This window comes from Shinella daejeonensis (assembly GCF_024281235.1).
GTDB classification, from domain to species: Bacteria; Pseudomonadota; Alphaproteobacteria; order Rhizobiales; family Rhizobiaceae; genus Shinella; species Shinella daejeonensis.
Genome location: NZ_JAHWXY010000011.1, coordinates 99,140 through 121,284, shown reverse-complemented (window position 1 = coordinate 121,284; position 22,145 = coordinate 99,140). Strand labels below are relative to the sequence as shown.

The 22,145-nt window shown below is 64.5% G+C and carries 18 protein-coding genes, 1 tRNA gene, 1 pseudogene and 1 riboswitch; of the genes and pseudogenes, 11 read left to right on the top strand and 9 right to left on the bottom strand.

The window, feature by feature from the left end; genetic code table 11:
* Nucleotides 1-92 precede the first annotated feature (92 nt).
* Together KYK29_RS19520 and KYK29_RS19515 are read left to right on the top strand one after the other, a co-directional pair.
* Nucleotides 93-542, top strand: a pseudogene (locus KYK29_RS19520) (LysR substrate-binding domain-containing protein); the annotation flags it as partial.
* A 176-nt stretch (nt 543-718) separates the two neighbouring features.
* Nucleotides 719-1,717: a glycine betaine ABC transporter substrate-binding protein gene (locus KYK29_RS19515; RefSeq protein ID WP_254692567.1), complete on the top strand. Its 999-nt coding sequence runs from the start codon at nt 719-721 to the stop codon at nt 1,715-1,717.
* A 38-nt stretch (nt 1,718-1,755) separates the two neighbouring features.
* Here the strand turns inward: KYK29_RS19515 and KYK29_RS19510 are convergent, their stop codons facing one another.
* On the bottom strand, nt 1,756-2,616 hold the full coding sequence (locus tag KYK29_RS19510; RefSeq protein ID WP_254692566.1) for a LysR family transcriptional regulator: 861 nt from the start codon (nt 2,614-2,616) through the stop codon (nt 1,756-1,758).
* 100 nt (nt 2,617-2,716) lie between these two features.
* On the opposite strand from KYK29_RS19510, the gene KYK29_RS19505 reads away from it, so the two are divergent.
* The 4 genes from KYK29_RS19505 (at nt 2,717) to KYK29_RS19490 (ending at nt 6,840) form a co-directional block, all read left to right on the top strand.
* Nucleotides 2,717-3,646: an NAD(P)-dependent oxidoreductase gene (locus KYK29_RS19505; protein WP_254692565.1), complete on the top strand. Its 930-nt coding sequence runs from the start codon at nt 2,717-2,719 to the stop codon at nt 3,644-3,646.
* Between the two features lie 135 nt (nt 3,647-3,781).
* Nucleotides 3,782-4,780 (top strand): glycine betaine ABC transporter substrate-binding protein, encoded by a 999-nt coding sequence (locus tag KYK29_RS19500; RefSeq protein ID WP_254692564.1) that lies wholly within the window; start codon nt 3,782-3,784, stop codon nt 4,778-4,780.
* 73 nt (nt 4,781-4,853) lie between these two features.
* Entirely contained in the window at nt 4,854-6,542 is a 1,689-nt protein-coding gene (locus KYK29_RS19495) for a choline dehydrogenase (RefSeq protein WP_254692563.1), read from the top strand.
* Nucleotides 6,526-6,840, top strand: a complete 315-nt coding sequence (locus tag KYK29_RS19490; protein WP_254692562.1) for a cupin domain-containing protein — start codon at nt 6,526-6,528, stop codon at nt 6,838-6,840. The genes KYK29_RS19495 and KYK29_RS19490 overlap by 17 nt, the downstream gene beginning before the upstream one ends.
* 152 nt (nt 6,841-6,992) lie before the next feature.
* Here KYK29_RS19490 and KYK29_RS19485 read toward each other — a convergent pair.
* Nucleotides 6,993-7,069: transfer RNA gene (locus KYK29_RS19485), tRNA-Pro, on the bottom strand.
* 232 nt (nt 7,070-7,301) lie between these two features.
* On the opposite strand from KYK29_RS19485, the gene KYK29_RS19480 reads away from it, so the two are divergent.
* The 3 genes from KYK29_RS19480 to KYK29_RS19470 all read left to right on the top strand — a co-directional run bounded on the left by KYK29_RS19480 (nt 7,302) and on the right by KYK29_RS19470 (nt 11,437).
* Nucleotides 7,302-9,050, top strand: coding sequence for a type I secretion system permease/ATPase (locus KYK29_RS19480; protein WP_254692561.1), 1,749 nt, complete (start codon nt 7,302-7,304; stop codon nt 9,048-9,050).
* Complete coding sequence (locus KYK29_RS19475) at nt 9,047-10,363, top strand: HlyD family type I secretion periplasmic adaptor subunit (protein WP_254692560.1); 1,317 nt, start codon at nt 9,047-9,049, stop codon at nt 10,361-10,363. The genes KYK29_RS19480 and KYK29_RS19475 overlap by 4 nt, the downstream gene beginning before the upstream one ends.
* Nucleotides 10,364-10,474: 111 nt before the next feature.
* Nucleotides 10,475-11,437, top strand: a complete 963-nt coding sequence (locus KYK29_RS19470; protein WP_254692559.1) for a bile acid:sodium symporter family protein — start codon at nt 10,475-10,477, stop codon at nt 11,435-11,437.
* A gap of 323 nt (nt 11,438-11,760) precedes the next feature.
* Here KYK29_RS19470 and cysN read toward each other — a convergent pair whose 3' ends face one another.
* The 7 genes from cysN to betI all read right to left on the bottom strand — a co-directional run bounded on the left by cysN (nt 11,761) and on the right by betI (nt 20,729).
* The gene (cysN, locus tag KYK29_RS19465) at nt 11,761-13,248 is read right to left on the bottom strand and encodes a sulfate adenylyltransferase subunit CysN (RefSeq protein ID WP_254692558.1); all 1,488 of its coding nucleotides are present in this window, start codon (nt 13,246-13,248) and stop codon (nt 11,761-11,763) included.
* Nucleotides 13,248-14,201 (bottom strand): sulfate adenylyltransferase subunit CysD, encoded by a 954-nt coding sequence (gene cysD, locus KYK29_RS19460; RefSeq protein WP_254692557.1) that lies wholly within the window; start codon nt 14,199-14,201, stop codon nt 13,248-13,250. The genes cysN and cysD overlap by 1 nt, the downstream gene beginning before the upstream one ends.
* Before the next feature lie 44 nt (nt 14,202-14,245).
* A complete protein-coding gene (locus KYK29_RS19455; RefSeq protein WP_254692556.1) occupies nt 14,246-14,995 on the bottom strand; it encodes a phosphoadenylyl-sulfate reductase in 750 nt (249 codons plus the stop codon).
* A 339-nt stretch (nt 14,996-15,334) separates the two neighbouring features.
* Entirely contained in the window at nt 15,335-16,987 is a 1,653-nt protein-coding gene (betA, locus tag KYK29_RS19450; RefSeq protein ID WP_254692555.1) for a choline dehydrogenase, read from the bottom strand.
* Between the two features lie 50 nt (nt 16,988-17,037).
* A complete protein-coding gene (gene betB, locus KYK29_RS19445) occupies nt 17,038-18,501 on the bottom strand; it encodes a betaine-aldehyde dehydrogenase (protein WP_254692554.1) in 1,464 nt (487 codons plus the stop codon).
* A 1-nt stretch (nt 18,502) separates the two neighbouring features.
* Complete coding sequence (gene betC / locus KYK29_RS19440) at nt 18,503-20,032, bottom strand: choline-sulfatase (protein ID WP_254692553.1); 1,530 nt, start codon at nt 20,030-20,032, stop codon at nt 18,503-18,505.
* 43 nt (nt 20,033-20,075) lie between these two features.
* Complete coding sequence (betI, locus tag KYK29_RS19435) at nt 20,076-20,729, bottom strand: transcriptional regulator BetI (protein ID WP_254692552.1); 654 nt, start codon at nt 20,727-20,729, stop codon at nt 20,076-20,078.
* A 161-nt stretch (nt 20,730-20,890) separates the two neighbouring features.
* Between betI and KYK29_RS19430 the strand changes: the two genes are divergently transcribed.
* Both KYK29_RS19430 and crcB read left to right on the top strand, forming a co-directional pair.
* Nucleotides 20,891-21,442, top strand: coding sequence for an HdeD family acid-resistance protein (locus KYK29_RS19430; protein ID WP_254692551.1), 552 nt, complete (start codon nt 20,891-20,893; stop codon nt 21,440-21,442).
* A 90-nt stretch (nt 21,443-21,532) separates the two neighbouring features.
* Nucleotides 21,533-21,595, top strand: a riboswitch (Fluoride riboswitch).
* Between the two features lie 101 nt (nt 21,596-21,696).
* Entirely contained in the window at nt 21,697-22,086 is a 390-nt protein-coding gene (gene crcB / locus KYK29_RS19425; RefSeq protein ID WP_254692550.1) for a fluoride efflux transporter CrcB, read from the top strand.
* The last annotated feature ends 59 nt before the right edge of the window (nt 22,087-22,145 follow it).

The following is a 22,145-nucleotide window of genomic DNA, read 5'->3' as shown; positions in this document are numbered from 1 at the left end:
CCATGCTGGACGCACCAGCCATGGCCGCATAACTTAAGCCAAACGGTCTCCGGTAAAGCCGGGGCGGTTCACTCACGGGATTCTGGAAGCCGCATCCCGATTTTGATTTCAGCCCGCTAACCGTCGATCGCTGCTGCGTTATCTGTCCTGCAAGTCACCCGATCTCTCAAAAGAAAGGGGTTGGAATTACCGATCTGGCGGGCATTCCCATGCTCGCCCTCAATCGCGATTCCGGTGTTCGAAGGCTCCTCGAGCGCGAGGCCGTGGCGCATGGCGTGCGGCTCGACATCCGTTTCGAGGTGTCTCGCGTCAGCACATTGACCGAGATGGCCTCCTCAAACGATTATCTGTCGGTATTGACTGAACTCTCGCGCCCGAAAGCCCTTCAGAAACATATGAGGGCGATTCCGCTTCTCGGCGAGGCGTTCACGTATCCGGTGGGTATCATCACATCCACGAAACGCGCCTTGAGTGCCCCAACGGCCACGTTCCTGAACACCCTGCGAAACCATGTCGCCCGGACTTCAGGCGAGGAAGCCTGAACGATCATTCTATTCCCGCGGGCAACGTGCGTGATGGAATGGCGCACGACGTCCATAACAAGAACTTATCGGAAGGATTGGCCTTTTCCGTCGTCACACCTCTCGCCTTGCCAGTTAACGTTACGCAATTCCAGAGATTGGAATGAGAAAATCAATCAAAAGGAGGGTGAACGGCGATGTACAAACTACTTTCGGCACTAGGTCTTCTCGGTTTTCTTGGTTGCGGTTCGGTGGTTCAGGCCGCTGAATGCGGTTCGCTTACGATAGCCGATATGAATTGGCAGAGTGCGGAGGTTCTTGCCGGGCTGGACAGCTTTGTTCTCACCCATGGATTCGGCTGTAGCGTTGAAATGGTTGCCGGGGACACCGTTCCGACGATCATGACGATGGCCGAAAAAGGCCAGCCCGATATCATGAGCGAAGCCTGGGTGGAGAAGCTCCCGCAGGTCGTCGAACGCGGCGTAGCCGAAGGAACCCTCGTCATCGCCGCGAAGGCCCTGCCTGATGGCGGCCAGAATGGGTGGTGGATTCCAAAGTACCTTGCCGATGCCCATCCCGATATCAAGACGATAGCCGATGCGCTCAAGCACCCTGAACTTTTTCCCGAGCCCGAAGGTAGCGGCAAGGGGGCAGTCTACAACGGCCCGCAGGGTTGGGGTGGTACAGTCGTCACGGCACAGCTGTTCAAGGCCTTTGAAGCCGAAAAGGCGGGTTTCATGCTGATCGATCCGGGCTCTGCCGCCGGCTTGGACGGGTCGATCTCGAAAGCCAACGAACGGAAGGAAGGCTGGATCGGATTCTACTGGTCGCCGACGGCTCTTCTCGGGAAGTACGACATGGTCCGGCTGGACAACGGTGTTTCCCGTGATGACGAGGAATGGAAGCGTTGCACGACCGTTGAGACCTGTCCTGATCCGAAACCGAATGGCTGGCGCCTCGAGAATGTCTACACACTCGTCTCGAAGCGTTTTGCCGACGCAGCATCGCCCGAGGTTATGGATTATCTGAACAAGCGTTCCTGGAGCAACGACACGGTCAACAAGCTGATGCTTTGGATGACTGACAATCAGGCAGATGGCGAAGACGGCGCCAGGCATTTTCTCAAGGAGAACCCCGACATCTGGAAGACGTGGGTTTCTCCCGAGGCTGCCGCCAGGATAGAAGCCGCACTTTAGCCGGCCCTATCTTGACCGTCATGATGCTCCTCGAAATATCACATATAAGCTGGGCCGAGCAGCTTCATGATGGAAGCCTTGACCTGCTGGGCTGCTTTTGAAAGCCCGTCTTCCCGTTCCACCAGCTGGATGCAGCTGTGCGGAAGATCGGGAAGGCCGGTTTTGGCCGGCAGGACGGAAAAACCCGGCGGGATCGTCCCTTCGGCCATGACGGTGATCGCCGTTCCCGAGCTGACGGCGCTCTTGATGACCTCGCCGCTGGCCGTCGTCAGGACCTCGCGATAGGCGTGCCCGTGTTCCGTGAGCGCGGCCACCGCCTCCGCACGGAACGCGCAGCCCTCCGCATAGAAGGCCATCGGCCATGGCTTCTTCCGGTCGACGACATAGTCGCGGGAGGAGACCCAGACCAGCTTCGGCCGGCTCAGAAGAGTCGAATGGTCGTTCTGGTTGGGCAGGGTGACGATCGCCAAGTCTACCTTGCGCGATTCCAGAAGCTTCTGAAGCCTGATGCTCATCTGGCAGATGACATTCAGCTCGATCCCCGGAAACGAGCTGTCGACAACCCGCATCAGGCGGGAGAGGAAAGGCTCGCCATAATCCTCCGCGATGCCAAGGTTGACCGTCCCGGCGACATTGCCGCTGCGCATCTTGTCGATCAGCGCGTCGTGGTGATCGAGGATGAGCTGCGCCTGCGGCAGCACCTCCTTCCCCGCGGCGCTGAGCTCGACCAGATGGTAGCCGCGATTGAACAGCGGATGCCCAAACGTTTCCTCCAGACTCTTGATGCGCAGCGACACCGTTGCCTGCGAGCAATTCAGCCGCTCCGCCGCGCGGGAAAAATTCCGTTCCGCCGCGACCGATACGAAGGATCGCAGCAGCCGCATGTCGAGATCGATCACGATTAAGATTCCCAATTGTTGCTATAGAGACTTCTCATTTTACCAATTGTAAGTCCCCGGTCTAGTCTGCCTGCGACAAAGCGCCTTCGGGGAGGATGGAATGAAAGTTGGCTTTATCGGACTCGGCACCATGGGCGGCAACGCCGCCAAGAATATCATCCGCGCGGGGTTCGAGACCCATGTCTTCGATCTGCGCCCGGAAGCGGCCAAGGACCATCTCGCCATGGGCGCGACATGGGTCGACAGTCCGCGCGAGATGATCGGCCGCGTCGACTGCGTGGTCTCCATGGTGTTCGGCCCGCCGCATCTCGACGCGGTCCTCAACGGACCGGACGGGCTGCTTTCCGGCGACTGCCGGGGCAAGCTCTGGATCGACATGACGACGTCCTCGCCCCGCTTCATGCGGGAGCTGATCAAGCCCTTCATCGCGGCCGGCGGCCGTCCGGTCGATGCGCCTGTCACGGGGTCCGTCGATGCGGCCATCCGTGGCGACATGCCGATGTTCGTCGGCGGCGACGACGCGGATGTCGAAGCCGCCCGTCCCGTCATCGAGGCGATGGGTGAACTCAGGAAAGTCGGCCAATACGGCAACGGTTACGTCGCCAAGCTCGTGAACAACCAGCTCTGGAAGGTCCATGCGGCGGCCATCGGCGAGGCCATGGTCTGCGCGAAGAAGGCCGGGCTTGAGCCGGAGGTCTGGTGGGATGTCATGAAGGGCGGTGCGGCGGACAGCTTCGTCATGCAGCACGACGTTCCCTCGATCTTTGCGGGACACTACGATCCGTCCTTCCCGTTGAAGCTCTGCCTGAAGGACCTCGGCCTCATCAAGGAACTGATGGACGACACCGGCACGCGCTCCGAGATGCTCGATGCCTGCCGTGCGCGCTTCCGCGAAGCCGGTGAGCGTTATGGGCTCGATGCTGGCGAGATGACCGTCTGCAAGGTTGTCGAGGACGACGCCGCCGTCGAGCTCCGCGTCGATGGCGACTGGGTCGCCCCCTGGCTCGTGAGCCATCAGGCGGCAGAATAGCGCCCTTACCCAGCAATCCATTCCGCCATGGCAGGAGACACACCGCGGCCCTTGCCTGCCTGGCGTTTTGACGACCTGTCGGGCGAAAGCCTCGCCGGCCGCTGCATAACAACAATCGACAACGGAGTGAGGAACATGAAAAAGCATCTCTTCTCGGCGGCCACCGCCCTGCCGCTCGTCCTGTTCGCCCATGGCGCGATGGCCGAGTGCGGCGACATCAGCATCGCCAGCATGAACTGGCAGAGTGCGGAAGTGCTCTCGAACGTCGACAAGATCATCCTCGACGAGGGATTCGGCTGCAACTCGGAAATCGTCGTCGTCGACGCGGCCTCGGGCATCACATCGCAGGCCGAGAAGGGCAAGCCCGATATCATTCCGGAGGCATGGGTCGACCTTTTCCCGGAACTGGTGAAGGCGCCTCTGGCCGATGGTCGCGTCGTGGCGCTGGTTCCGTCACTTTCGGACGGCGGCCAGGCCGGCTGGTTCGTTCCGCGCTACATGGTCGAGCAGAATCCCAACATCAACAAGATCGAGGAAATCCTCGCCCATCCGGAATATTTCCCCTCGCCGGAAGATTCTTCCAAAGGCGCGATTTTCAACGGCCCGACCGGCTGGGGCGGCACGATCGCGACGAACCAGCTTTCCAAGGCTTTCGACGTCAAGGCCAAAGGCTTCGACGTGATCGACACGGGATCGGCGGCGGCCCTCGACAGCTCCATGGCGAAGGCCTACGAGCGCAAGGAGCCGTGGCTCGGCTTCTATTGGGAACCGACCTCGCTGCTCGGCATGTACGACATGGTGCAGGTGGATTTCGGCGTGCCGCATGATGCGGCCGAGTGGAAGCGCTGCACCTCCGTCGACACCTGCGCGGACCCGAAGCCCAATACGTTCCCGAAGGACAACGTGATGACCCTCGGGTCCAAGTCCTTCATCGAGCGCACCGATCCGGCGGTGGTCGAGTACCTGAAGGCGCGGAGCTGGAACAACAAGACCGTGAACGCGCTGATGGCGTGGATGACGGAGAACCAGGCGACCGGCGAAGACGGCGCGCGCCATTTCCTGTCCAAGAATCCCGACATCTGGACGAAGTGGGTTTCGCCCGAAGTCGCGGAAAAGGTCAAGTCGTCGCTCTGACGCGAAGATGAGGGAGGGGAGCGGTCGCCGCTACCCCTCCCGCCCGACATCCCTTGCTTGCTGGAGAACTGCCTTGAGGACGTTTCGTGCTGAAGGATACGATTTCATTGTCGTCGGCGCGGGCACGGCAGGCTGCACGCTGGCCAGCCGTCTGAGCGAGGACGAGAGCGCCTCGGTTCTGCTGCTCGAGGCCGGGCCATCCGATCGGAGCTGGATTCTGCGTATGCCGGCTGGGCTTCGTTCAGCCTTCAAGCCCACAAGCACCTATAACTATTGGTTCAGGACCACGCCGCAACGCCATCTCGACAACAGGGAGATCGACCAGCCTCGTGGCCGCGTCCTCGGCGGCTCGTCCTCGATCAACGGCATGACGTTCCTGCGCGGCAATCCACGCGACTTCGACGACTGGCGCGACAAGGACGGTTGCGACGGCTGGTCTTTTGCCGATTGCCTTCCCTACTTCAAGCGTTTCGAGCGGCTGGAGGGGGCCGAAGGGCCGTTCCGCTCCGCCGATGGTGTCGTGCCGGTCAAGCGGCAGGACGATCTCGGCGCGTTGAACCGGGCTTTCCTCGAAGCCGGCAAGCAGGCCGGCCATGAGGAAATCGCGGATTTCAACGGCTATCGGCAGGAGGGCGTCGGCCGCTTCGAGATGAGTGTAGGTCGCGGCGTCCGCTCCAGTTCCTCGAATGCCTTCCTGCATTCCCGACCCGTGCGGAAGAACCTGCACATTCACACAGGCTGCCAGGTGCTCAAGGTCCTGTTCAAGGGCAACCGGGCAATCGGTGTGAGGGTCCGCCGTGGCTCGGAAACGGTCGATGTCTTCGCCGCGCAAGAGGTCGTCATGAGCTCGGGCGCGTTCGGCAGCCCGCAAATCCTGATGCTGTCCGGCGTCGGTCCCGCCGACGACCTGCGGCGGCTCGGCATCGCGCCGGTGCTCGACGTCCCGATGCTCGGCCGGAACCTTCACGACCACTTCGAGACCCATATCCAGGTCGAATGCGACCTCAAGTACAGCCTCAATCAGTATCTCCGGTTCGACAAGATGGTCATGGCCGGCATCCAGTGGTTCGCCTGCAAGGGCGGTGTCGCGGCGATCAACCAGTGCCATGTCGGCGCCTTCATACGCAGCGACGGCACGATCACCCATCCCAACCTCCAGATTCACTTCTTCCCGGTGTTTTTCGGAGAGAACTGGATTCCTGATCCGCGCGTCGGCGGCTATCGTCTCGGCGTCGGCCCGATGCGGCCGGAAAGCCGAGGCTCGTTGCGGCTGGGCTCGGCGGACCTGAAGGACGCGCCCCTCATCGATCCGAACTATCTCGCCACCGAGCGTGACCGGAAGGAAACCCTGCAAGGTCTCAAGCTCGGCCGGGAAATTCTGGCCCAGCCGGCCTTCGTACCCTACCGCAAACGCGAGGATGCCCCCGGCGAGACCTGCCGCACCGACGCGGAGCTGGAAGCTTTCATCCGCCGGGACGTGACGAGTTCGTTCCACCCTTGCGGCACGGCCCGCATGGGCCGGGCGGACGATCCTCGATCCGTCGTCGACCTTGACCTTCGTCTCATCGGCGCCGAAGGCCTGCGCATCGTCGATGCGTCCGTCATCCCGTCGATCCCGAGCGCGAACATCAACGCCGTCACCTTCATGATCGCGGAGAAGGCTTCTGACCTCATCCGGGGCCGGCCGCCGCTGCCTGCGTCGGAGGTGTCCTACTATAGAGCCATGACCCAGGAGCATCGTGACCATGCAGTCGGATCGTAGTTTCAGGACTGATCTTATCCAGCGGGATCGCGCAACATCTCGGACCAAAGCGGATGTGGCCTCCTGGACCAGATGGGAGGCCGGCTCGGGAGAGCCGTTCGAAATCCACTACGATCAGGCCGTCTCGTTCTGCGTCGTGGAGGGACGGGCCAGGATCGCGTTCAGCGACGGCACGAAGCTGGACATCGAGAAGGATGATTTCGTGACTATCTCGCCGGACATCAAAGGTGTGTGGACCGTCCTCGAACCCATCACCAACCTCTATCGATATCACGACGCGGGAGCAGCGGTCACATAGCGCCTCCGTCTGCTGACTCGCGTCATCTGCAAGGCGCTACCGAAGGAGAGTTCGGACGACGGAGAGACGAGGGGTTGCTGTCAGTTTTGGCGCGGGAAGGTTTTCGGCAGCCTTCGGGATGGCCGGAAATCCTTTTTTGAAAAGGACTTAGCTGGTCGGAGTGGAGTGATTCGAACACTCGACCCCCACGTCCCGAACGTGGTGCGCTACCAGGCTGCGCTACACTCCGTGACCAGCGGCGCATCCTATAGAACAGGCTTCCGGTTTCGACAAGCGCAAAATATCAAAAAAAACGGAACGTTGCGTAAAATCGCGTCGCGGCGGTGTTTTGGGGGCATCCGTGGCGGGAATGCACTTTCGCGTTTCTCAAGGATTGGCGAATATATCGTGCGGTTGCAGGTTTTCCTGTAAGGTTGCGCGGGGGCGGGCCGGCGGGCGGGCGGCCGTTTATGGGGGTTTTCATGCAGTCGTCGGCCAGGGCCGGGAGGGAGGAGCTGAAATCCGCGCTGACGAGCGGCGCGAACGGCTTCGTCGCCATCGGCCTCTTCAGCTTCTTCGTCAATCTGCTGGTCCTCACCGGGCCGCTGTTCATGTTGCAGATCTACGACCGGGTGCTGTCGTCGCGCTCCGAGGCGACGCTGGTGGCGCTGACCGGCCTCGTCACCGGCCTGTTCCTCTTCATGGGCGTCCTCGATCATGCCCGCAGCCGCGTGGCGGCCCGGATCGGCGCGCGCTTCCAGGCCCGTTTCGACCGCCGTGTTTTCAACGCGGTGCTCGATCGCACGGCGCTGCATGCCCGGGGGGTCTCGACGCATACCGGCATGCGCGATCTCGACGCCATCCAGAAGGTCCTGTCCTCGCCCGCCGTCTTCACCGTCTTCGATATTCCCTGGACGCCGTTCTTCCTGTTTGTGATCTTCACCTTCCATCCGCTGCTCGGCGTGCTTGGCCTGATCGGCGGCGTCATCCTGATCGTGCTGACCTGGCTCAACCAGAACGGCACGAGGGAGGATCAGGAGCGGGCGATGATCGCCGGACGCCAGAGCGACGAGATGACCCAGGCGCTCCAGCACGAGAGCGACACGGTGCGCGCGCTCGGCATGCGCCGGGCCGTCGCCCTGCGCTGGGGGCGTCTGCGGGACCGGGCGCTCGAAGCCAATATCCGTTATTCCGACAGCAACGGCTTCTACGCCATTTCCTCCAAGACCTTCCGGATCTTCCTGCAATCGGCGATCCTCGCGCTCGGCGCCTGGCTCGTGCTCCAGGACAAGATCACTCCCGGCGCGATGATCGCCGCTTCCATCATCCTCGGCCGGGCGCTCGCGCCCATCGAGGGGGCGATCGGCCAATGGTCGCTGATCCAGCGGGCGGTGCAGGGCTGGCGGCAGCTCGCCGAACTGCTTGCCCGCGTGCCGGAGGAAGAAAGCCGCACCGCCCTGCCGAAGCCGCGCGCCATCCTCGACGTCGAGCAGGTGACGGTGGTGCCGCCCGGTGAAACGGTGGCGACGCTGCGCATGCTGACCTGCGGCCTCCGGCCGGGACAGGCGCTCGGCGTCATCGGCCAGAGCGCCTCGGGCAAGTCGACGCTCGCCCGCGTATTGACCGGTGTGTGGCCTGCGGCGGGCGGCAGCGTCCGGCTCGATGGCGCGACGCTGGAGCAATATGGCAGCGACGGTCTCGCCGATCATATCGGCTACCTGCCGCAGGACGTGGTGCTGTTTGAGGGAACGGTCGCGGAAAACATCGCCCGCATGGCGCTCGATCCCGATCCCGCGAAGGTGGTGGCGGCGGCCAAGCAGGCAGGCGCGCACGAGATGATCCTGCGCCTGCCGGACGGCTACGACACGCGGCTGCCGGCCATGGGTGGGCGCCTTTCCGGCGGCCAGAAGCAGCGGGTCGGGCTGGCCCGCGCGCTCTATGGCGATCCGGCGCTGCTGGTGCTCGACGAGCCGAATTCCAATCTCGACGCCGAGGGCTCGCTGGCGCTCAATCTCGCCGTGCGCGCCTTGAAGGAGGCGGGCCGGGCGGTGGTCATCATGGCGCATCGGCCGGCGGCGATCGAGGAATGTGATCTCATCCTGATCGTCGAGGACGGCCACCGCGTCGCCTTCGGCCCGCGCGAGGACGTGCTGCGCGCCCATCTGCGCAACCACACCCAGGTCGTCGCCGGCACCGATGTCGTCGCCGGCAGCGAGGAGGGGCGGGCATGACGGGCCGGATGAGGGCTTCGGAGGGGAAATGGTCGGGCCGCGGCTATATCGTCACCGGTTATGCGGCGCTCGTGCTGCTGGTCGGCGGCGTCGGGGCCTGGGCGGTGCTGACGCGCATCCACGGCGCGGTGGTGGCGGGCGGCATCGTCGAGGTGGCGAGCAATCGCCAGGTCGTGCAGCATCTGACGGGCGGCGTGGTCGGCCGCATCTTCGTGGCGGAAGGCGACACGGTGAAGGCCGGCGACGTGCTCATGCGGCTCGACGATACCTTCGACCGTTCCGAACTGGCGGTCATCGAAAGCCAGCTCCACAGCCTTCTCGGTACGGCGGCGCGGCTGAAGGCCGAGCAGGACGGGCAGCCGGACATCCTCTTCGACCCGGAACTGGTCGCCGTAGCCGGCGATCGTTCCGAAGTCGCCGAGCTCATGGACGGCCAGCGGCGGCTGATGGCCGCACGCGCCGAAACGCGCGGCAAGCAGATCGAGCAGCTCGACGAGAAGAAAGCCCAGATCGCCAAGCAGAACGAGGGCATCGCCAGCCGCATCGCCGCGCTCGATACGCAGCTCGAGCTGATCGGCAGGGAACTGGAGGCGCAGAATAAGCTGCTCGCCCAGTCGCTCACCAATGCCAGCCGGGTGCTTGCGCTCCAGCGCGAGGAGGCGGAGATCCGCGGCACGATCAGCCAGGCGCGCTCCAGTATCGCGGAAAACGCCGGCCGCATCGCGGAAATCGAGATCGCCGTTCTCAATATCCATTCGGCGGTGCGCGAGGAAGCAACGGCGCAATTGCGCGAGATCGAGGCGCGGGTGGCGCAATTGCGCGAGAGCCGCAACGCCAAGCTGGAGACGCTCGACCGCATGGATATCGCCGCGCCCGTCTCCGGCGTCGTCCTCGGGCTTCAGGTCCATGCGTTGCGCTCGGTGGTCCGTCCGGCCGATGCGCTGATGTTCATCATCCCGCAGGAACAGGAACTCGTGATCGCGACGCAGATCTCGCCGACGCAGATCGATCAGGTGCATGTCGGCCAGCGGGCCCATATCCGCTTCGCCGCCTTCGACCACCGGTCGACGCCGGAGATCTTCGGCCATGTCACCCGCGTGGCGGCCGACGTGCTGGCGGATCCGCGCTCCGGGGCGACCTATTACAAGGCGGAAATCCGGCCGGACGAGGACCAGATGACCCGGCTCGGCGACCGCCACGTCATTCCCGGCATGCCGGTCGAAGCCTTCATCCAGACGACGGAACGCTCGCCGCTCGGCTATCTGGTGAAGCCGCTTGCCGATTACTTCACGAAAGCCTTCCGCGAAAGGTGATCGGGCCGGAAAGGGGGAGGCCGCAAGCGGTTTCCTGACGCCGCATGGGTTGAAACGCGCCCGCGCGGGGAGTAGGGCGGGGGCGAAACGTCAATATACGGAGCCTCCCTCTTGAAAGCCATCGCTTCGCTTTCCGCCTTCGTCGGAAAAACCTTCGCCGTCTGGACCATCCTGTTCGCCGTCCTCGGCTTCTTTCTTCCCGATACGTTCAAGCAACTGACGCCCTATATCGTTACGCTGCTCGGCATCATCATGTTCGGGATGGGGCTGACCCTGTCGCTCGACGACTTCAGGGAGGTCGCCCGCCGGCCGGCCGATGTCGGCATCGGCGTCGCCTCGCAATTCCTCATCATGCCGCTCATCGCCGTGGGGCTGACGATCGTCATCCCGATGTCGCCGGAAGTCGCCGCCGGCGTCATCCTCGTCGGCTGCTGCCCCGGCGGCACGTCGAGCAACGTCATGACCTATCTGTCGAAGGGTGACGTGGCGCTATCCGTCGCCTGCACCAGCGTCACCACGCTTGCAGCGCCCATCGTCACGCCGTTCCTCGTCTGGCTCTTCGCCAGCCAGTTCCTGCCGGTCGATGCGATGGCGATGTTCCTCAGCATCGTCAAGGTGATCCTCGTTCCGCTAGCCCTCGGCTTCGCTCTCCAGAAGCTGCTGCCGGGCGTCGTCAAAGCGGCGGTGCCGGCCTTGCCGCTGGTCAGCGTCATCGGCATCGTGCTGATCGTCGCGGCGGTGGTCGGCGCAAGCAAGCAGGCGATCGCCACCTCCGGCCTGCTGATCTTCCTCGTCGTCGTGCTGCACAACGGCATCGGCTATCTGCTCGGCTATCTGGCCGCCAAAGCCTCCGGCCTGTCGCTTTCCAAGCGCAAGGCCATCGCCATCGAGGTCGGCATGCAGAACAGCGGCCTGGGCGCGGCGCTGGCGGCGGCGCATTTCTCGCCGGTCGCCGCCGTGCCGAGCGCCATCTTCAGCGTCTGGCACAATATCTCCGGCGCGCTGCTGGCCAACTATTTCGCGCAGAAGCACGAGGAGGACGCAGCGCCAGTCCGGCAAACGCCGGCCGGCTGAAGCCCGCACGGCCGGAACTTTCCGCCTTTCCGTGCATTATGAAAACGATGCAAGCAACGGAAAGGGAGAACCTATGGCTCGGGCATTCATCCTCTGGCTGATGGGCGTGCCGCTCATCGTCGTGCTGCTTATCTGGTACTTCTTCTTCTAAAAGCATTTCCAGCCGGAGCGGGATCGCACCGGCTGAAAACGCGGTAAAACAAGAATCCAGAAGCGTTTCCGGTGGGAACCGGAAATGTTCTCAGGTTGGAAAATGAAACGGAAACGGGGCCGAAAGGCCCCGTTCCTGCGTTATCGGCCGTGTCCGCGCGCCGGCTTCACTCCTAGTCGAGTGCGGCCAGCAGGCGTGCGATGCGCGCGGCGTCGGTGCGGCGCACGTCGGCGTCGTGGCGGCGGCTGGCGAAGATCTCGCTTGCCATCAGCCGGTCCGCGAGGTCGGCCGGCAGCGACAGCACGACGCGTTCGTCGTCCTTGCGGATGCCGCCGATCTCGGCGCGGCGGCCCGTCACCATGCCGCCGGCGACCGTGTCGTTGGTGTCGGGGTCGATGAGGATGAAAGCGCCCGTCATGCGGTTCTGTTCGTAGCCGTCGAAGATCGCCTGTTCGTCGAAGACGAGCCGGACCTTGCCGACGGCGTTCATCGCGAGGCGCTCGGCGGGATGCCAGGCGGAGGTGGAAAGGTCGAGCTGGCTCACCGGCTCGACGACCACGCGCTGGCGGCGGGGACCGCTCTTGAGCCAGTAGCGTTTCCCCGGCTCGATGCCGTCCGGCAGAAGCGCGACCAGCTGGGCCTCGAAGGCGCGCCCCGTCATCGGCTGGCTGTCGATGGCGACGATCATGTCGCCGCGCGCCACATCCACCTGCCGGTCGAGGACGAGGGTGACGGCGTCGCCCGCCACCGCCGCGTTGCGCACCAGGTCGAAGGTGACGATCTTCGAGACGTTGGCCTCCATGCCGGAGGGAAGCACGACGACGCTGTCGCCGGGCTTCACGGCCCCGCCGGCCACCGTTCCCTGATAGCCGCGAAAGCTTTCGCCCGGCCGCGAGACCCGCTGGACGGGCAGGCGGAAGCCGACGGCTTGGGCGGAGCGGGTGGTCGCCCGCTCCAGCGCCTCGACGAGCGTCGGGCCCTCGTACCAGGTCATGGCGGCGCGGCCGTCATGGACGACGTTCTCCCCCTTCAGCGCGGAAACCGGGATCGCGGTGATCTGCCGGACCCCGAGCGTGAGCGCGAATTCCCGGAACTCATGGGCGATCACCTCGAAGCGGGCGCGGTCGTAGCCGGTCAGGTCGATCTTGTTGACGGCGAGCACGAACTGGCGGATGCCCATCAGCGTGGCGATCGTCGCGTGGCGGCGGGTCTGTTCGAGGATGCCGGCGCGCGCGTCGACCAGCAGAACGGCGAGATCCGCCGTGGAGGCTCCGGTCGCCATGTTGCGGGTATATTGTTCATGGCCGGGCGTGTCGGCGACGATGAAGGCGCGGCGGTCGGTGGAGAAGTAGCGATAGGCGACGTCGATGGTGATGCCCTGTTCGCGCTCGGCCTGGAGACCGTCGAGCAGCAGCGCGAAATCGGGCAGGCCGAGATCGTTCTGCCGGCCGGAGGAATCCCGTTCGAGTGTCGCCCGCTGGTCTTCCTTGACGGCCTTGGTGTCCCAGAGCAGGCGGCCGATCAGCGTCGACTTGCCGTCGTCGACCGAGCCGCAGGTGATGAGGCGAAGCGGACGCGAATCGCGTGTCGCCCGGGCCGGTTCGAGGCCCGCTTCCTCCTGCGGCAGCGACGTGGCGAGAGCGGTGGCGGCAGCGGTCATCAGAAATACCCTTCGCGTTTCTTCTTTTCCATGGAGCCGGACTGGTCGCGGTCGATGGCGCGGCCCTGCCGTTCGGAGACGGTGGCGGTTTCCAGTTCGGCGATGATCTCGTCGAGCGTGGCGGCGCTTGAGCGGATGGCCCCGGTCAGCGGGAAGCAGCCGAGCGTGCGGAAGCGGATGACGCCTTCCTGCCGCACTTCGTCCGGCAGCCGTTCGAGGCGCGGATCCTCGGCGAGGATCATCATGCCGTCGCGCTCGACGAAGGGGCGTTTCTTCGCGAAATAGAGCGGGACGATCGGGATGTCTTCCGCCTGGATGTAGCGCCAGATGTCGACTTCGGTCCAGTTGGAGAGCGGGAAGGCGCGCACGCTCTCGCCGGCCCGGATCATGCCGTTATAGATGTTCCACAGTTCCGGGCGCTGGTTGCGCGGGTCCCAGCGATGATCCGGCGTGCGGAAGGAATAGATGCGCTCCTTGGCGCGCGAGGCTTCCTCGTCGCGCCGCGCGCCGCCGAAGGCCGCGTCGTATTTGCCGGCGTCGAGCGCCTGGCGTAGCGCCTCGGTTTTCATGATGTCGGTGTAGCGGGCGGACCCTTGCGTGAAGGGCGTGATGTTCTCGGCCGCGCCGCGCGGATTGATATGCTCGATCAGGTCGAGATCGTAACGCTTAACGACCGCGTCGCGAAAGGCGATCATCTCGGCGAACTTCCAGCCCGTGTTGACGTGCAGCAGCGGGAACGGCACGCGGCCCGGATAGAAGGCCTTGCGCGCCAGATGCAGCAGGACGGAACTGTCCTTGCCGATCGAATAGAGCATGACCGGCCGCTCGAATTCGGCCGCGACCTCGCGAAAGATGTGGATGGCTTCGTTTTCGAGCGCCTTCAGATGCGGATCGAGCGGAGGCTTGGGCGTCGCGTTGGGCTTCGCTTCCGCCTCGGTGCGGATGTCGGACATGAAAGGGTGGTCTCCGGATTCTGGCCCGGTCGGGGCGGTGAGGATCAAAGGGAGCTGGATTCGAGGGAGGGCAGGGCCGCGTCCGGGACGTGCAGGCCGCATTCGCGCTTTTCGTCGTTTTCCCACCACCAGCGGCCGGCGCGCTCGGGTTCGCCCGGCTTGATGGCGCGGGTACAGGGTTCGCAGCCGATGGAGGGATAGCCGCGCGCATGCAGCGGATTCACCGGAACGGCGTTTTCAGCGGCAAAGGCGCGGATACGCTCGATATCCCAGTCGGCGAGCGGATTGATCTTGATAAGGCCGCGTTCGGCGTCGAATTCCGCAAAAGGCGTATCGGCGCGATTGCCGGACTGGCCGCGGCGAAGCCCGGTGATCCAGAAGGAGGCCCCTTCGAGCGCGCGCTGAAGCGGCTTCAGCTTGCGGGCCGCGCAACAGGCGTGGCGGGCCTCGACGCTGTCGTAAAAGCCGTTGAGGCCGTATTGTGCGGCATAGGCGTCGATATCGTCCTGCAAGGGGTGGTAGCGCTCGATTGCGAGGCCGAAATGCGCTTCCGTCTCGTCGATCAGCGCCAGCGTCTCGGGGAAGAGGCGGCCGGTTTCGAGGGTCGCCACGACGATGGGAAGACGGCCGGCGGCGATCGCGGCGGTGATGACCTGGTCCTCGATGCCGAGGCTCGTGGTGAAGACGCTGCGGCCGCCGAGACTGGTCACGAAGGCAAGCCGGTCCGAAAGGTCGAGTTTTGCAAGCTGATCGTTCAGGGCCTCAGCCGTCCCGGTGCCGGTGTGCGCAGTCATTCCGTTCCATGCCTTTGCAAGAATTTCCCGGATTATCGCAGCCCCGCGCGGCGGGAGACAGCAAAACGGATTTCCAAAGCGCGGGCGGGGGGAGCAAATATCTCTCCATCTCGCGCCGGCCGAAGAAATCCTGCCGTGAGGGGAGGGCGCGGAAAGTATTCTACTGAAACGGTGGGGAATAGAGAGTCTTGTCCGGACGTCCCCTCCGCCGGCGGGACGGAGGGGCAGGCGGATGGCGAAAGCGTCGGGCGAAAAAGTGGAATCCGGCTTTTTCGCCAGCCCTGCGCGCCAGAAAAGAAAGCTGGACCGTCAGGCGATCCCCTTTAATCGCCTGACGATCTAGCGGTCGCTGACGGCGGCGCGGGGGTTTGTCCAGGGCTCCTGATTGGAGCGAGCGAGCGGCTGCCGGCCGAGGATGTGATCGGCCGCCTTTTCCCCGGTCATGATCGACGGCGCGTTGAGGTTGCCATAGGTGACATGCGGGAAGATCGACGAGTCGGCGACACGCAGGGCGTCGACGCCGATCACCCGGGTCTGCGGATCGACCACCGCCATCGGATCGTTCTCCGCCCCCATGCGGCAGGTGCCGCAGGGATGATAGGCGCTTTCGAGGTGATCGCGCAGGAAGGCGTCGATCTCCTCGTCCGATTGCACCGTCTCGCCGGGCTGAATCTCCGGCCCGCGGAACTCGTCGAACGTCGTCTGCGAGAAGATCTCGCGGGTGAGGCGCACGCAGTGGCGGAATTTCACCCAGTCTTCCTCATGGCTCATATAATTGAAGCGGATGACCGGATCGGCCATCGGATCGGCCGAGCGCAGGGTGACGTCGCCGCGCGATTTCGACAGATTGTAGCCGACATGGACCTGGAAGCCGTGGCTCTTCGCCGCCGCCTTGCCGTCGTAGGAGATGGCGACGGGCAGGAAGTGGTACTGGATGTCCGGCTGCTTCAGCCCGGCCGCCGAGCGCAGGAAGGCGCAGGCCTCGAACTGGTTCGAGGCGCCGAGCCCGCCCTTAGACAGAAGCCATTGCGCGCCGGCCACCCCCTGCCAGAACCACGGCAGCCAGGAATAGAGCGAGACGGGCTTTGTGGAGACCTGCTGGAAGTAGAACTCCAGATGATCCTGCAAATTGGCGCCGACGCCCGGCCGGTCGACCTTCACCTCGATGCCCATGTCCTTCAGGTGCTGCCCCGGGCCGATGCCGGAGAGCATCAGGAGCTTCGGCGAGTTGAAGGAGGAGGCCGAGACGATGACCTCGCGGTTCGCCTTCACCACCTCGATCCTGCCGCCCCGCTCGATCTCGACGCCGGTCGCCCGGCCGTTCTCGATGACGATCCTGCGCGCGAAGCAGCGCACCAGCGAGACGTTCGGCCGCTTCAGGGCAGGGCGCAGATAGGCGTTGGCCGCCGACCAGCGCCGGCCTTTGTGGATGGTCTGCTCCATCAGGCCGAAGCCTTCCTGCTTGGAGCCGTTGTAGTCGTCGGTGAGTTCGAAGCCCGCCTGCTGCCCGGCCTGGATGAAGGCGTGGAAGAGCGGGTTCGTCATGGGGCCGCGCTGGACGTGCAGCGGCCCGTCGACGCCGCGCCAGCCGGCTTCCCCGCCATGCGAGGTCTCCATGCGCTTGTAATAGGGCAGGACGTCCGCATAGGCCCAGCCCTGCGCGCCGAGCGCCTCCCAGCGGTTGAAGTCCTCCGCATGGCCGCGCACATAGACGAGCCCGTTGATCGACGACGATCCGCCGATCACCTTGCCGCGCGGCGCGGTGATGCGGCGATTGTTGAGATGGGGCTCCGGTTCCGAGAGATAGCCCCAGTTGTAGCGCTTCATGCTCATCGGCCAGGCCAGTGCCGCCGGCATCTGGATGAACGGCCCGATATCCGAGCCGCCATATTCCAGCACCATGACCGTGTGCTTGCCGTCTTCCGAAAGCCGGTAGGCGAGCGCCGAGCCGGCCGAGCCGGAGCCGATGATGATATAATCTGCGTTCTGCATGGTGCTGCCCCTTGATTTCCTGCCTTCGAACCCCTCGTCCGCCCTCGGCCTCAATACGGCGCGTCGACCTTGCCCATCGACACATAGACCGTTTTCAGCTCGGAATAATGCTCCAGCGCGGCCAGCGAATTCTCGCGGCCGAAGCCGGATTGCTTGGAGCCGCCGAAGGGGATTTCCACAGGAGCGAGGTTATAGGCGTTGATCCACAGCGTACCGGCTTCGAGCTGGTCGACGACGCGGTGGGCGCGGGTGATGTCGGCGGTGAAGACGCCGCCCGACAGGCCGAACTCGGTGGCGTTGCCTCGGGCGATCACCTCGTCCTCATGCTCGAAGTCGAGCACGCACATGACGGGGCCGAAGATTTCCTCGCGGGCGATGGTCATCCCGTCGGTGACGTCGGCAAAGACGGTCGGCTGGACGTAATAGCCTTCGCCGGAGACGCTGTTGGGAATGCCGCCGCCGGTCACGAGCGTCGCGCCTTCCGCCTTGCCCTTCTCGATATAGTCGAGGACCTTGTCGCGCTGCGCCAGCGAGACCATCGGCCCGAGCTGCGTCGCCTCGTCCATCGGATCGCCGATGACGATCTTCTCGGTCCGCTCCTTGAGGCGCGACAGGAAACGGTCCTTGATGGTCTTCTGAACGAAGACGCGGGTGCCGTTCGAGCACACCTGCCCGGTGGAGTAGAAGTTGCCGAGCATCGCCCCGCCGATGGCGCTTTCGAGGTCGGCGTCGTCGAAGACGATGAGCGGCGACTTGCCGCCCAGTTCCATCGTCACATGCTTGAGGTCGGCGGCGGCGGCCGCCGCCACCTTCCTGCCCGTCGGCACGGAGCCCGTCAGCGACACCTTGGCGACGTCCCTGTGGTTGACGAGCAGCGGCCCGGTCGCGCGATCCCCCTGGATGACGTTGTAGAGACCCTTCGGCAGGCCGGCCTCGATGAGGATTTCGGCGATCTTCAGCGCGCCGAGCGGCGTGTTTTCCGAGGGCTTGAAGACCATGGCATTGCCGCAGACGAGGGCCGGAGCGCCCTTCCAGCAGGCGATCTGCTGCGGATAGTTCCACGCGCCGATGCCGACGCAGACGCCGAGCGGAACGCGCTTGGTAAAGGCGAAGTCCTGCCCGAGCGGGATATAGTCGCCGTTGAGGCCGGCGGCCGCGATGCCGCCGAAGAATTCGAAGGCGTCGGCGCCCGAGGTTGGATCGGCGACGATGGTTTCCTGGATCGGCTTGCCGGTATCGAGCGTTTCGAGTTCGGAAAGCTCGCGGTTCCGCTCGCGCATGATCTCGGCGGCGCGCTTCAGGATGCGGCCGCGCGCCGTCGGGCTCATCGCGGCCCATTCCTTCTGTGCCCGTTTCGCCGAGGCGACGGCCTTCTCCACGATGGCCGGCGTTGCGGCGTGAAGGCGGGCGATCACCTCGCCGGTGGCGGGATAGACGCTCTCGAAGGGCGTGCCGGCGACATCCTCGACATAGTCGCCGTCGATGAAGTGGGAGGCTTTGGGTTGGGCTTTCATGTCATTGTCCCCGCGGATAGCGTTTGGAATCTTCCAGATTGTCGAGATTCATGTGGTTGCGCATGTAGCGTTCGGAGGCGTCTTGCAGCGGCTGGTGGTCCCAGGGGTAATAGGCGCCGTTGCGCAACGCCTCATAGACCACCCAGCGCCGCGCCTGGCTCTCGCGCACGGCGGCGTCGAAGGCCTCCATGTCCCAGCGCTCCTCGCGCATCCGCCGGAAGGCGTCCAGCGTCGCCTGAATGACGGAATTGTCCGAGGTCGCGAGATTGTCAAGCTCCTGCGGGTCGGCTTCCAGGTCGTAGAGCTGCTCGGGATCGAGTTCGCAATGGATGTATTTCCACTTGCCCTCGCGGATGCCGACGATCGGCGCATAGGAGGCCTCCGCCGCATATTCCATCAGCACCGGCGATATGCGTTCCGCTCCGCCGATCACCGGCACGAGGCTTTCGCCGTCGGTCCACGGCATCACCTCGTCCATGGAGATGCCCGCCAGATCGCAGAGTGTCGGCGTCACGTCGAGGTTCGAGGTCGGCGCAAGGTGCAGACCCGGCGTCACGCCCGGCCCGGCGACCATCAACGGCACACGCGCCGAACCCTCGAAGAAGTTCATCTTGAACCACAGGCCGCGCTCGCCGAGCATGTCGCCGTGGTCCGAGCAGAAGAGGATCAGCGTGTCGTCGAGCATGCGCGTGCGCCGGAGCGTGTCGACGAGTTCGCCGACCTTCTCGTCGAGATAGGAGATATTGGCGAAATAGGCCCGGCGCGAGCGGCGCACGTTCTCCTCGGTGATCGTGAAGCTGTCACGGTCGCAGGAATGCAGGATGCGCTGCGAATGCGGATCCTGCTTTTCCAGGGGGCCGACGTCCGGCGTCAGATGTGCGCAGTCCTCGTAGAGATCCCAGAATTTCTGCCGCGCCACATAGGGATCGTGCGGATGGGTGAAGGAAACCGTGAGGCACCAGGGGCGGCGATCCGCATCGTCGTTGCCGCGCGAGAGCTGGTAGAGCTTCTGGTTGGCGAGGAAGGCGACCTCGTCGTCATATTCCATCTGGTTGGTGATTTCCGCGACGCCGGCACCCGTCACCGAGCCCATGTTGTGATACCACCAGTCGATGCGCTCGCCGGGCTTGCGATAGTCCGGCGTCCAGCCGAAATCGGCGGGGTAGATATCGGTCGTCAGCCGCTCCTCGAAGCCGTGCAGCTGATCCGGCCCGACGAAATGCATCTTTCCCGAAAGCGCGGTGTAATAGCCGGCGCGGCGCAGGTGATGCGCGAAGGTCGGGATGGAGGAGGCATATTCCGCAGCATTGTCGTAGACCCGGGTGCGACTGGGAAGCTGCCCCGCCATGAAGGAGGCGCGGGCCGGCGCGCAAAGCGGCGAGGAGGTGTAATTGTTCGCAAAGCGCGCCGAGCGGGCGGCGAGCGCCTTCATATGCGGCGCGACGAGAAAGTCCGCCGGCCCGTCGGGAAAAAACGTCCCGTTGAGCTGGTCGACCATGATGATCAGGATATTCGGCTTGCTGGCGGTCACGGGACGATCCTTGAAACGGGTGAAGGAAAGGCTGGGAAAGTTTCTACCGGTCCCCCGGAAGGGGCGGTTGTCGCAGGGCGACGGGGGCGGGCGATCCTGCGACCGGGCCTGTCGCGGCGACGGCGGCGAGCTGTGCGTCGACAAGGCTTTCCGTCAGCCGGATCGACGATTCGATGCTGACCGGCGCGGACCGCAGTCCCTGCCGCAGGTAGAGCCCGTCGATCATCGCCGCCGCGCCATCGGCGATGCGGATGGCGGCGTCCGCCGGGCAGAGCGCCCTGAGGTTCGAAAGCAGGTTGGAATTGAGCCGTCTGGCATAGACGACAAGCAGCCTGCGCACGGCCTCGGAGCGTTGCGCCTCGGTATAGAAGGCAAGCCAGGCGGCGACCGTCTCCGGCGCGAACTGATGCGCCTGGAAATTGACGCGGATGATGGCCGACAGCCGCTCGCGCGGCGTCGCGGCCTCTTTCAGCGCGGCCACCGCATCCGTCCGCAGCTTGCGCAGCAGGCTGCGGATGGTCTCGATGACGAGCTGTTCCTTGGAGCCGAAATAATGGTGCGCCAGCGCCGGAGAAACACCGGCATGGCGGGCGATTTCGGACATGGTGACGGAAAACGAGCCGTGATCGCCCGCCGCGCGCAGCGTGGCGTCCACAAGCGCCTTGCGGCGCACCGGCTCCATCCCGACTTTCGGCATCGCACTCTCCCGTAATCGCCGGTAGATTATTTTTAATTGATCAATCAATCAATAAAAATCTTGCAGCCGGCATTCCGGTGGGCAGACCATGGGACGGGGATGGCGTCCGATCGCTTTCGTGCTAGCGTCTGCGCGTCGTTTCCAATCGAGAGAGATGTGTCATGGTTCTTAGCCCCGGAATCTCCCCTGTCTCCGAAGTCCGCTCCAAATGGGGATGGTTCGTCGCCCTTGGCGTCGTCCTGCTCGTCTTCGGCGGCGTCGCGGCGGCCAATCTGTTTCTCGCGACCGTCGCCTCGGTCTATTATGTCGGCATGATGATGATCATCGGCGGCGTGGTGCATCTCGTCCACGCCTTCCAGGTCAAGGCCTGGCGCGAGACGATCTCCTGGGTGCTGAGCGCGTTGCTCTATCTCGCCGCCGGCGTGCTGGCCTTCGTCAATCCCGTTCTCACCTCGGCGGCCCTGACGCTGCTGATGGCCGCGGCGCTGCTGGTCGCCGGCGCCTTCCGCATCTGGACGGCCTGGCGCACCCGGCCGGAAAAGGGCTGGGGCTGGCTGATGGCCGGGGGCATCGTCACGGCGCTTGCCGGCCTCGTCTTCGTTCTCGGCTGGCCGGTCAACAGCCTGTGGCTGCTGGGGCTGTTCCTCGCCTTCGATCTGGCGATGCAGGGCTGGGCGTTGATCGCCTTCGGCTTCGCGCTCCGCGCCCGCTGAAACCTTTCCGGGGAGCCGGCGTTCGCGCCGGGAGGCTCCCGGTGACCGTTTTCCGCTTTGAGCGAAGGCGGAAAGCGGTTTATAACGCCCGCGTGGGATGGGAATGGAGCTTCCCGACAACCGCCTTCGATGGCTGATAGCTCCTGCCGGAACCGGCCAGCGATGGCCGCCTGCGGCAGGGCTTGTCTTCAGGCCACGCGATGGCGGTTTTTCCTTGTCCGGGTGCCGATCCTTCGAACCTGGAGACACGGAGCATGAACTATCTTATCGTTTTCCTCGGCGCCGGTCTCGGCGGAGCGGGACGCCATGGCGTGAATGTGCTGGCCGCGCGCCTCGTCGGCACCGCCTTTCCCGTCGGCACGCTCGCCGTCAACGCCCTCGGCTGCTTCGCCATGGGGCTGCTTGCCGGTATCTTCGCCTTTCGCGGCCATCTCCCGCAGGAAGCCCGCCTGTTCCTGGCCACCGGCGTGCTCGGCGGCTTCACCACCTTCTCCGCCTTCTCGCTCGACGCGGCGCTCCTGTGGGAGCGCGGCAACGCCGGGCTGGCCGCCTTCTATGTGCTGGCCAGTGTGCTCCTGTCGCTGGCCGGCGTGTCGCTCGGCCTGCTGTTGTCGGCGCGCCTGCTGTCGACCGGCGTCCCGTGAAGACTGCCTCCTGAAAGCGGCGGCGGCTTCAGGTTTCATCGAACTGTCATATTGGGGAA

Bases quoted from the DNA above. Each gene is read 5' to 3' on its own strand.
- KYK29_RS19500 (WP_254692564.1), top strand. From the start codon at position 3,782: ATGAAAAAGCATCTCTTCTCGGCGGCCACCGCCCTGCCGCTCGTCCTG.
- KYK29_RS19455 (WP_254692556.1), bottom strand. From the start codon at position 14,995: ATGACTGCGCACACCGGCACCGGGACGGCTGAGGCCCTGAACGATCAG.
- betA (WP_254692555.1), bottom strand. From the start codon at position 16,987: ATGCAGAACGCAGATTATATCATCATCGGCTCCGGCTCGGCCGGCTCG.
- KYK29_RS19515 (WP_254692567.1), top strand. From the start codon at position 719: ATGTACAAACTACTTTCGGCACTAGGTCTTCTCGGTTTTCTTGGTTGC.
- cysD (WP_254692557.1), bottom strand. From the start codon at position 14,201: ATGTCCGACATCCGCACCGAGGCGGAAGCGAAGCCCAACGCGACGCCC.
- betI (WP_254692552.1), bottom strand. From the start codon at position 20,729: ATGCCGAAAGTCGGGATGGAGCCGGTGCGCCGCAAGGCGCTTGTGGAC.
- cysN (WP_254692558.1), bottom strand. From the start codon at position 13,248: ATGACCGCTGCCGCCACCGCTCTCGCCACGTCGCTGCCGCAGGAGGAA.
- betB (WP_254692554.1), bottom strand. From the start codon at position 18,501: ATGAAAGCCCAACCCAAAGCCTCCCACTTCATCGACGGCGACTATGTC.
- crcB (WP_254692550.1), top strand. From the start codon at position 21,697: ATGAACTATCTTATCGTTTTCCTCGGCGCCGGTCTCGGCGGAGCGGGA.
- KYK29_RS19505 (WP_254692565.1), top strand. From the start codon at position 2,717: ATGAAAGTTGGCTTTATCGGACTCGGCACCATGGGCGGCAACGCCGCC.
- KYK29_RS19490 (WP_254692562.1), top strand. From the start codon at position 6,526: ATGCAGTCGGATCGTAGTTTCAGGACTGATCTTATCCAGCGGGATCGC.
- KYK29_RS19475 (WP_254692560.1), top strand. From the start codon at position 9,047: ATGACGGGCCGGATGAGGGCTTCGGAGGGGAAATGGTCGGGCCGCGGC.
- KYK29_RS19430 (WP_254692551.1), top strand. From the start codon at position 20,891: ATGGTTCTTAGCCCCGGAATCTCCCCTGTCTCCGAAGTCCGCTCCAAA.
- KYK29_RS19480 (WP_254692561.1), top strand. From the start codon at position 7,302: ATGCAGTCGTCGGCCAGGGCCGGGAGGGAGGAGCTGAAATCCGCGCTG.